Below are 9,354 nucleotides of genomic sequence, written 5' to 3' on the forward strand. Positions count from 1 at the left end.
TCAACGCAGTACGCGCCAGCGCCGCACCATCAGCAGCTGCAGGGCGATGATGACGGCGGTGACCGCCATGAGCATGATCGTGATGAGCGAACCGTAGGCGAACCCGGAGAACTCGAAGACCTGGTCGAAGATGTAGACCGGCAGGTACAGCGTGGCGTTGGCGGGCCGGCCGTCGGTAAGAACGTACGCCGGGACGAAGTTGACCTGCAGGGTGAGGATCGTGTCCCGGACCGCGAGTAGCACCAGTATCGGCGCGAGCAGCGGCAGCGTGAGTCGCCGAAGCTGACCGATCGGGCCGCAGCCTTCCAGCGTCGCTGCCTCGTACAGCCGGCCGTCAAGGAGTCGGCGGGCGGCGAGGACGACGATGAATCCCTCCCCGATCGGGAACGCCAGCATGAGGACGACCCCGATCCGCGCGGTCATCGGATCGGCCAGCCAGGTGTAGCCGGGGTGGCCGAACAGTCCGAGAAGTTGGTTCAGCGGGCCGTACATCGGGTTGAGCACCCAGAGGAACAGCACCGCCAGCGCCACGTCCGGGATGACCGTCGGCAGGTAGACAGCGGCCCGGAACAACCGACCGCCCGGGCGTGGTGCGGCCAGTAGCAGCCCGAGCCCCACGGCGGCGAGCATTCGGACCGGTACCGCCAGCGCCACGTGGAACAGCGACGCCTGCAGACTGTCGAGCAGGAAGCCGTCGGAGAGCAGACGACGGACGTTGGCCAGGCCCACGAACTGTGGATCGCGGGTGAGTCCGGTGTGGTCGGTGAAGGCGTAGCCCACATTGAGCAGGGCGGGAACCGCGATCAGCAACACGACCGCGACGGCGTACGGTGCGAGGAACGCCCAGGCGGTGAGGGGACGTCTGGCCCGGCCAGTCTTCACCGGCGCCGCCCATTGTCGGCATCGAAGCGGTGGATGCGGCTCGGGTCAGGGCGAAGTCGTACCCGATCGCCCGGCCGCACACCCGGCCGTGGCCCGGTTCGTACCGCCAGCCGGATACTGTCCGCACAGCGTGTGAGGACGATCGCCTCACTGCCGAGCGCCTCCACCGCCTCGACCGTGGCTTCCAGGGGCCCGTCGGCGTCGAGCGCCAGATCCTCCGGCCGTACGCCGAGTGTCACGTCGGCCGTGCCGCCCAGCACACCCCCGCCCGGGACCAGGTTCATCGGTGGACTACCGAGGAAACCGGCGACGAAGGTGTCGGCCGGCCGGTCGTAAACCTCCTGCGGCCTGCCGACCTGGCGTACCTGCCCGCCGTGCAGCACCGCCACCCGGTCGCCGAGCGTCATCGCCTCCGCCTGGTCGTGCGTGACGTAGATCGTCGCGGTGCCGAGCTCGCGGTGCAGGGCCAGCAGGTCGGCGCGGGTGGCGAAGCGCAGCGGCGCGTCCAGGCTGGCCATCGGCTCGTCGAACAGGTAGACGCGGGGGTCGCGCAGGACAGCCCGGGCCAGGGCGACCCGCTGACGCTGCCCGCCGGACATCTGGTCGGGGTAGCGGTCGAGCAGGTCCGCGATGCCCAGGCGCTCGGCGGCCTGCTGCGCCCGCTGTTCGGCCTCGCCGCGCCGGACCCGGCGCACCCGCAGTCCGAAGAGCAGATTGCCGCGCACGGTCAGGTGCGGGTAGAGCGCGTAGTCCTGGAAAACCATCGCCACCGCGCGTTGGTGCGGCGGGAGGGCAGCGACATCCTGACCGTTGACGAGAATCCGGCCGCCGTCAGGTCGCTCCAGTCCGGCGATCAGGCGCAGGATGGTCGACTTGCCCGAGCCCGACGGTCCGACCAGGGTCACCAGCTCACCTACCCGGACCTCCAGATCAACGCCGTCGAGGGCGCTGACCTTTCCGTACGACTTGGCCAGTGACTCCAGCCGGATCGCGTGGTGCTCGATGCTCACCGGCCGGTTCCCACCTCAAGGGTGAACAGTGGCCGGATCTGCTCCTCCAGTTGGCGCAGTCCTTCCTCCCGCCCAACCCGTCCGTAGAACACCTCTTCGAGGAGTTTGTCGGCCTCCCGCTCCACCCGAGCCCAGGTGGCAGTGCGTGGTGTGGCGCGCAGGTGCGGCTCGGCGTCCAGGAAGACACCCGACGAGCGTGGGGGCCGATCCGCGGCGAGAAACGCGGGGGAGTTGGCGACGTCGAGGCGGGAGGGTACCGTGCGGCCCGACTCGGCGAGAATCTCCTGGCCCTGTACCCCCATGGCGAACTCGATGAATCGCCAGGCGGCACCATGGTCCGACCGGCCCGCGCCCATGCAGTAGGCGTCGCTGTGCAGGATCGAGGCCGGTACGCCTCCTGGCGCCACCGGCAGTGACGCCGCATCCCATTCGAAGCCCTTGATGGTGCGCAGTGTCGGCACCGCCACCCGACTGTTCAGGTACATGCCCAAGCCGCCGCGCAGGAACCGTGCCTCGCTTGATTCGCTCTGCTCCTCGGCGTCCGGTGGCACCACATGGTGCACCAGTTGGAGGTCGAGGAACCAGTCGAGGGCCTTGCGCGTGGCCGTGTTGCGGGTGAGGGTCAGCGCGGCGGGCTGGTCCGTGTCGTCGACGAGTTCACCACCGTTGGACCACACGAACGGCGCGACCCGGGCGATCGACGGCGCCACACCGACACCGTACACACCGTCGCCGGTCAATGCCTGCGCCGCCGACAGGAAGTCCGCCCAGCTCCAACCCGCCTTCGGCAGCGGCACGCCCGCCTTGGCGAACAGGTCAGCGTTGTAGTAGACGACCAGCGACGACATGTTCTGCGGGAGGCAGGTCAACTGCTCCCCGTCGAAGCGGAAGGCCTCCAGGGCTCGCGGGCTGAAATCCTTTTCCTTCAGCACCTTGCTGCCGTCCAGGTAGGACTGGACGGGCTCGATCGCTTTCTGCGCCGCGAACTGACCGTAACGGCGGTAGTTCAACAGGAAGACATCGGGGGGATTCCCGCCCGCGAACGACGTGGTCAACCGCGCCATCAGTTCGTCCTGCGTGGCGACCGGGGAGAGGGTGACGTCGACGCCGGGATCGGTCTTCTCGAAGGCGGCGACCAGGCTGCGGTAGCCAGCTATCTCCTCGGCGTTGCCCGCCAACACCACGGTCACCCCCGCCCCGTCGTCCGTGCTACCGGCGCCACCGCAGCCGGCGGCCGAGCAGACCATCAGGGCCGCGGTGGCGAGCGCCACCCACCGCCGTACACCGCCAGTCATCGGCGACCTCCAGATCTCAATGCCGTCAACGGGTTGTCGTTCAACAGGATCCGTTGGGCCAGCAGGAACACCGCCGCGCACGGCACGGTCGCGATCACACAGCCAGCCATCAACAGCGGCCAGTCGGTGGGATTCAGCAGGCGCAGGAACTGCAAACCCAACGGATAGGTGTAGCGGTCACCGTTGTGCAGGTACAGCAACGGGTCGATGAAGTTGGACCAGTGGAAGGTGAAGGCGAGGACCGCCACCGCCATCGTCGCCGGACGTACCTGCGGCAGGGCCACCCGGCGCCAGACGGTCAGCCACCCGGCGCCTTCCAGTCGAGCCGCCGCCAGCTGAGTGTCCGGTATACCGCCGAAACTCCAGGCATACAGCAGCACAAGAAACGGGCTGCCGGCGAGCACCGCCGGGGCCAGCAGCGGGACATACGTGTCGACCACGCCGGCCAGCCGGAACAGTTCGAAGCGGGTCGCCCACACCCCGGTAACCGGCACGAGGAGCACCACCAGCAGACCCAGAACCACCCGCCGCCGGGCCGCCGGCGTGAGCAACCGGAGACCGAAGCCGGTCAGCGAGGCCACGAGGACGGTCAACGGAACGGCAAGTGCAACGACCAGCGCCGAGTTCGCCAGGTAGGTGAACAGAGGTATCAGCCTGGGTAGCCGAGCATAGGCGGCCAACGTCGGCTCGGGCGGGAACAGTTCGAGCGTGCGTGGCGGGGGCAGGCCGACCGGTCGCAGTGAGCCAACCACCATCAACCACAGCGGAGCGGCGAACAGCGCTGCGAACAGAGCCGGCACGACAAAGCGCCCGATCACGCGAATCCCAACCGTAGGCCCCGACCCGGGAACGCGCGTCCGCAAGCGAACACCAGCCTCTCTTGCCAGCGGTCACAGGTGGGCGGCTTCGCCTGCCGGCTGACCGCCGCCGACAAACACCGCCCCGGTCCTCTGCGCCAGTCAGAAGCTACCAAGCGGCTGTGCCAAACCTACGAATTGGCGGCTCGCCGATCATCGGGCAGCTGTTGAAGAACAACAGCGGTAGCTCCTACGCCTGTCGCGCTCCCGCCGACCGACGTTGCCTGCTTCGCGCCGACCGCGCCGACCGCGCCGGCTCCCGCGCCCGCCGCCTGCGCCGCCGATTTGCCGGCAGAGCGGCCAGGGCGCGGCGCCGGGCCGGTACCGAGCCGCCTACCTGCAACGGAATCTCGTGCAGGATCCGCTTGTCCCGCAGGTCCAGCAGGGCCAGTCCGCCCAGCTCGTAGGTTCCGCCATCCGAACGCGGCAGCCATGCCGGAGCGGATCTGCTTACGCCAGCCGCTGTTCGAGGAACCTATTGGCCGCCTCAGTCGGCGCCGGTGAGGTAGCGGTCCAGGGTGGGGCCGACCTGGGCGGCGAGCTCGTCCGGCGTCATCGCCACGACGGGCGGTAGCTGCACGACGTACCGGCACAGGGCGAGGCCGAGGATCTGACTGGCGATAAGCCCGGCCCGCCGCCCGGCCTGGGCCGGGTCGGGGCAGCCGGCGGCGACGGCCGGGGTGACCTGGGTGGCGAAGATCTGCCGCATCCGCTCGGCGGCGGCATTGTTTGTCACGGCCGCTCGCAGCAGCGCGGCCAGTGAGTCGTCCACCTCCCACCGGTGCAGGAAGTGGCGGACCAGCGCCTCGCCCAGGTTCTCCCGCGGGAGTTGGCGGGCGTCGGGCAGGTGCAGGTCAAACTCGGCCGCCGCGGCGAACAGCTTCTCCTTGTTGCCGTAGTAGCGCATCACCATCGCCGGGTCGATGCCGGCGTCGGCGGCGATCGCCCGGATGGTCGCTCGGTCGTACCCGTCGGCGGCGAAACGTTCCCGGGCGGCGCGCAGGATCGCCTCGCGGGTCGTGTCGGAGCGGCGGGCGCGGCTGGGAGCGGTCATGTCAACGAGTGTAGGTCAACAGGTGTTGACTCAATCTCCGGACGGGCCTACCGTCAATGTCAACGATTGTTGACTTACGGGGAGTTGTCATGATCAGCCAGCAGAACGACGTCGTGATCGTCGGCGCCGGCCCCACCGGGCTGCTGCTCGCCGGCGACCTGGCCGCTGCGGGCGTACGCACCACCGTGTTGGAACGCCGGTTGGAGGAGTCCAACCTCACCCGCGCCTTCGCGGTGCACGCCCGCACCCTGGAGCAACTCGACGCCCGGGGACTGGCCGACGAACTGATCAGCACCGGCGCCCAGGTGCCGTCGCTGCGACTCTTCGGTGGCGTCCGGGTCGACCTTTCCTCGCTGCCGAGCCGGCACCCGTTCGTTCTGATCACCCCGCAGTACCAGGTCGAGCGGCTGCTCCAGCGGCGGGCCGTGGCGGCAGGGGCGAACCTGGTGCGCGGCGCCGAGGTCACCGGCCTGCGGCAGGACGCCGACGGCGTCGACGTCGACGTGACCACCCAGGATGGACCGGTGACCGTGCGGACGTCGTACGTCGTCGGGGCCGACGGCCTCCGCAGCCGCGTCCGGGCGGCGCTCGGTCTGCCGTTTCCCGGCAAGGCCGTGGTCACCTCGCTCATGCTCGCCGACGTACGGCTGGCCGAACCGCCCCGGGACGTCCTGATGGTCAACGCGGTCGGCGACGCCTTCGCCTTCGTCGCACCGTTCGGCGACGGCTGGTACCGCGTCTTCGCCTGGAACCGGCGCAACCAGCAGCCGGACGGCGTGCCGGTGGACCTCACCGAGCTACGGGAGGTGACCCGCGAGGCGCTCGGCACCGACTTCGGCATGCACGACCCGCGCTGGATGTCCCGCTTCCACAGCGACGAGCGGCAGGCCCCCCAGTACCGGGTGGGCCGCGTCTTCCTCGCCGGCGATGCGGCGCACGTGCACTCGCCTGCCGGCGGCCAGGGCATGAACACCGGCCTGCAGGACGCGGCGAACCTCGGCTGGAAGCTCGCTGCCGCGGTACAGGGCCGTGCGGCGGACGCGCTGCTGGACACCTACCACGCCGAACGGCACCCGGTCGGGCGGATGGTGCTGCGCGGCAGCGGCGCGATCATCCGGTTGGCCCTGATCCGGTCACGGCCGGCCCAGGCGGCCCGCACCATGATCCTCCGCACCGCGCTGCGGCTCGGACCCGCCAGGCGGCGGATGGCCGGCATGATCTCCGGTGTCGGCATCCGGTACGCCGCCCCGCGCGGCGCGCACCCGCAAGTCGGCACCCGCGCGGAGGACCTACCGCTCGCCGGTGACCAGGCCGGCGGACGGCTCGCCGAGGCGCTGCGCGGCGGCATGTTCGTCCTCGTCGCGCCGTCAGGAGCCGATGCGGCGGCCGCGCGAGCCTGGGGCGACCGGGTCCGCGTGGTCACCCCGACGGCGGCCACCCCGCTCACCCTGGTCCGCCCCGACGGGTACATCGCCTGGGTATCCGAGGAGTCCGAGCCCGGCCGACGGGATGAGCAGCTACGCGTCGCGCTCGGCGAGTGGTGTGGCGCGCCGGTGGTGTCGCAGGAATCCGATGCGGTCCGGTCGGGAACCGGGCAGAAATGACATCCTCGCAAGGCGGGAGGTTCCCGCTTCAGCGCTGAACGTCGCCGACGCTGGGTGGGTGGTCGACAGGACGCCAGCAACGGCTCGATCCACGCCCACTGGGCATCCGCCAACAACATCCACACAACGATCAGACGATCTTCATGGCACGATCCAGGCGCCGCCTCGGAGGCGTCACTGGGCGCGCGGCAGCGCGAGCCAGTCCTGCCAGGTAATGTCGCGGCCAAGATAACGGGGCTGCTGGAAGGGCCAGTCCGCGGCGATCCATTGCGGCACCAGCGCGTCGAGCGCGCGCTCCACCTCGCCGCCTACGAGGTCGTCCACCACCCACCAGGAGACCTCTCCGTCGGAGCCGGTGCGCTCGGGCGGGTCGATGTAGACGCAGCCGAAGATCGCCGTCTCCTCCTTGTCCAGCAGCGCGTAGTTGAAGGACTGGTGCGCGGCTATCTCCTTCTCGTGCCGCAGCAAGTCGATGCGGTTTTCCTCATAGGTCATCGTCTCCTTGGGCCAAGCCCAGGCCGGGCCGAAGATCTCCCACAAGCGCTCTCGGGAGCCCATCACGGCGGGGTAGTCGCGCGGGGCGTCCGCCTCCCGGATCGGCCGTAGGTGAAGCGTGGTGTTGGGCAGCGGCACGTAGACGGGGTGGACGTAGTCCTCAGGCAGCCAGCTCATGGGGGTCGAGGCTATCGCCGATCGGTGCGGGGTGATCCAGGCGGCTGGATCAGGTGATCCAAGCGACAGGCCCCCGGGCGGTATGGGTGGGTTCTAAATGCTTAAGCGGAAAGGACTCCTTGCTGCTGGCGAGTGCCGGCCCGAGTAGGTGGTCATGCGGTTTCGCGGGTGAGCGCTGCGAGGAAGTCGTCGACGAGTCGGGTCTGTGTCGCGGCCGGCAGCCGCTCGGGGTCGAAAAGTGCCTGGACCACCAGGCCGTGGGTGAACGACAGCACGATGGTCGCGAGCCGACCCGGGTCCCCGTCAGGAAGTTCGCCCATCTGTCGTGCTTCCTCGATGGAGGTGCGCAGGCCTGCGCGGATACGTTCGTAGCGAAGGCTCTGGGCGGCGAACAGGTCGGGGTCGGACAGGGCGACGTCCCAGGAGCCGACCCAGATCCGGTTCATCGCCGCTGCGGCGGGGGTCAGCGGGAGGATGTTGAGCATCTGCGTGCGTAGCGCCGCCAGCCCGGGTGCGGGAGCGGCCTGCCGGGGGCGGTGCGCGGTGCGCTCCTCGAGGATGTCGAGGGCGTGGGCGATCAGTTCGCGCTTGCCCGCGAAGTAGTGGGTGACCAGTCCGGTCGAGGAGCCCAGGGCTGCTGCTACGGCGCGCATGGTGAGGCCGCCGAAGCCGTGCTCGGCCAGGACCTGCCAAACCGCCTCCGAGACGTCCTGGCGGCGGGAGTCATGGTCGGTGCGTGCGGGACTCATGGCCTGCTAGCGTACATGCCAAACGTTTGTTATGTACGGAGGTCATGATGTTCGCGCTGCCGCTCGCCGACTCGGCCGTGCTGCGCCCGCTGGAACCGTGGCAGGCCGAGGAGTTTCTCGCACATCTGGACCGGGCGCGCGAGCACATCGCGCCGTGGGTCTCGCCCGCCTTCGTCGCCCGCGACGTCGGCGAGGCCCGCGCGGTGCTGCAGCGTTACGCGGACAAGCGGGCTCAGGACGGCGGCGGCATCTGGGGCATCTGGCTGGACGACCGCCTGGTCGGCGGCGTCATGTTCGTCTCCTTCGACACCGCGCTGCGCGTCTGCGAAGCGGGCTGCTGGCTGGAGCCCGGCGCACAGGGCCGCGGGCTGATCACCCGCGCCGCGGAGCGGATCATCGACTGGGCCGTCGAAGAACGCGGCATTGCTCGCGTCGAGTGGCGCACCAACGCGCGCAACGAGCGCAGCATCGCGGTCGCGCAGCGGCTGGGGATGAGCCGCGACGGCACGCTGCGCCAGGTCTACCCGGACGGCGCGGGCGGACGGATCGACCTCGAGATCTGGTCCGTGCTGGCCGACGAGTGGCGGGCCCGCCACGCCGGCCGACCGGCCCCTCTCGCCACCACGGGCATCATGTCCGCTGCCGTGAAGGCCGAACTCGACGGCCTCATCGCCACCTTCCTGGGCGCCTTCGCCAACCCCGGCGGCGTCAGGCCGAACGTCGAGGCGATCTACGAGGTGTTCATCCCCGAAGGAATGATCATCAACAATGTGGGTGCGACCCCGGTGATCTACAACCTGTCCCAGTTCGTCGAACCTCGCCAGAAGATCCTCACCGACGGGACGCTGACCGAGTTCCGGGAATGGGAGACCGCGGAGACCACCGAAATCTACGGCGCGATCGCCCACCGGTTCAGCGAGTACCAGAAGTCCGGCTATCTCAACGGCGAGTGGTTCGAGGGCCGGGGCATGAAGACGACCCAGTTCGTCAAAACCCCGTCGGGCTGGAAGTTGAGCTCACTGGCCTGGGACGACGACCCCGCCTTCGAGCCCGCCGCGACAGATTCTTGAGCGCGACGGAGCACGGAAGCGGCTGTCGCGGCCGGCCCGGCCGCGACCGGAGCGGCCCTACCGGATGTTTCCGGTGTGGCCGAGGGAGTAGCGGCCGGGTTGGGGCCAGATGGTGAGGCCGTGTGGGCCGCGGCCGACGGGGATTCGGGCTAGTAGTTTGC

General features: G+C 69.7%; 8 protein-coding genes and 1 pseudogene. 2 read left to right on the plus strand and 7 right to left on the minus strand.

Annotated elements, in window-relative coordinates; genetic code table 11:
- The 5 genes from ABZ783_RS36120 to ABZ783_RS36140 all read right to left on the minus strand — a co-directional run bounded on the left by ABZ783_RS36120 (position 1) and on the right by ABZ783_RS36140 (position 5,098).
- Complete coding sequence (locus tag ABZ783_RS36120; RefSeq protein WP_357447266.1) at positions 1-882, minus strand: sugar ABC transporter permease; 882 nt, start codon at positions 880-882, stop codon at positions 1-3.
- Entirely contained in the window at positions 879-1,892 is a 1,014-nt protein-coding gene (locus ABZ783_RS36125) for an ABC transporter ATP-binding protein (protein WP_357447269.1), read from the minus strand. The genes ABZ783_RS36120 and ABZ783_RS36125 overlap by 4 nt, the downstream gene beginning before the upstream one ends.
- Entirely contained in the window at positions 1,889-3,187 is a 1,299-nt protein-coding gene (locus tag ABZ783_RS36130; protein WP_357447272.1) for a sugar ABC transporter substrate-binding protein, read from the minus strand. The genes ABZ783_RS36125 and ABZ783_RS36130 overlap by 4 nt, the downstream gene beginning before the upstream one ends.
- Entirely contained in the window at positions 3,184-4,005 is an 822-nt protein-coding gene (locus ABZ783_RS36135) for a carbohydrate ABC transporter permease (protein ID WP_357447275.1), read from the minus strand. Before ABZ783_RS36135 ends, ABZ783_RS36130 begins: the two co-directional genes overlap by 4 nt.
- Before the next feature lie 526 nt (positions 4,006-4,531).
- Positions 4,532-5,098, minus strand: a complete 567-nt coding sequence (locus tag ABZ783_RS36140) for a TetR family transcriptional regulator (protein WP_357447279.1) — start codon at positions 5,096-5,098, stop codon at positions 4,532-4,534.
- Positions 5,099-5,187: 89 nt separating this feature from the next.
- Here ABZ783_RS36140 and ABZ783_RS36145 point away from each other — a divergent pair, with 89 nt between their 5' ends.
- Positions 5,188-6,702: an FAD-dependent monooxygenase gene (locus ABZ783_RS36145; RefSeq protein ID WP_357447282.1), complete on the plus strand. Its 1,515-nt coding sequence runs from the start codon at positions 5,188-5,190 to the stop codon at positions 6,700-6,702.
- A 174-nt stretch (positions 6,703-6,876) separates the two neighbouring features.
- Here the strand turns inward: ABZ783_RS36145 and ABZ783_RS36150 are convergent, their stop codons facing one another.
- The gene (locus tag ABZ783_RS36150; protein WP_357447285.1) at positions 6,877-7,374 is read right to left on the minus strand and encodes a GNAT family N-acetyltransferase; all 498 of its coding nucleotides are present in this window, start codon (positions 7,372-7,374) and stop codon (positions 6,877-6,879) included.
- 152 nt (positions 7,375-7,526) lie between these two features.
- A complete protein-coding gene (locus ABZ783_RS36155; RefSeq protein ID WP_357447288.1) occupies positions 7,527-8,123 on the minus strand; it encodes a TetR/AcrR family transcriptional regulator in 597 nt (198 codons plus the stop codon).
- Between the two features lie 47 nt (positions 8,124-8,170).
- On the opposite strand from ABZ783_RS36155, the pseudogene ABZ783_RS36160 reads away from it, so the two are divergent.
- A pseudogene (locus tag ABZ783_RS36160) lies at positions 8,171-8,716 on the plus strand (GNAT family protein); the annotation flags it as partial.
- Between the last annotated feature and the right edge of the window lie 638 nt (positions 8,717-9,354).

Origin of the sequence: Micromonospora sp. NPDC047738 (assembly GCF_040642675.1) — a bacterium.
Lineage (GTDB): Bacteria > Actinomycetota > Actinomycetes > Mycobacteriales > Micromonosporaceae > Micromonospora.

What these genes read in the sequence shown, in the direction of transcription:
- ABZ783_RS36155 (WP_357447288.1), bottom strand. Translation starts at nt 8,123, where the DNA reads ATGAGTCCCGCACGCACCGACCATGACTCCCGCCGCCAGGACGTCTCG.
- ABZ783_RS36150 (WP_357447285.1), bottom strand. Translation starts at nt 7,374, where the DNA reads ATGAGCTGGCTGCCTGAGGACTACGTCCACCCCGTCTACGTGCCGCTG.
- ABZ783_RS36130 (WP_357447272.1), bottom strand. Translation starts at nt 3,187, where the DNA reads ATGACTGGCGGTGTACGGCGGTGGGTGGCGCTCGCCACCGCGGCCCTG.
- ABZ783_RS36140 (WP_357447279.1), bottom strand. Translation starts at nt 5,098, where the DNA reads ATGACCGCTCCCAGCCGCGCCCGCCGCTCCGACACGACCCGCGAGGCG.
- ABZ783_RS36145 (WP_357447282.1), top strand. Translation starts at nt 5,188, where the DNA reads ATGATCAGCCAGCAGAACGACGTCGTGATCGTCGGCGCCGGCCCCACC.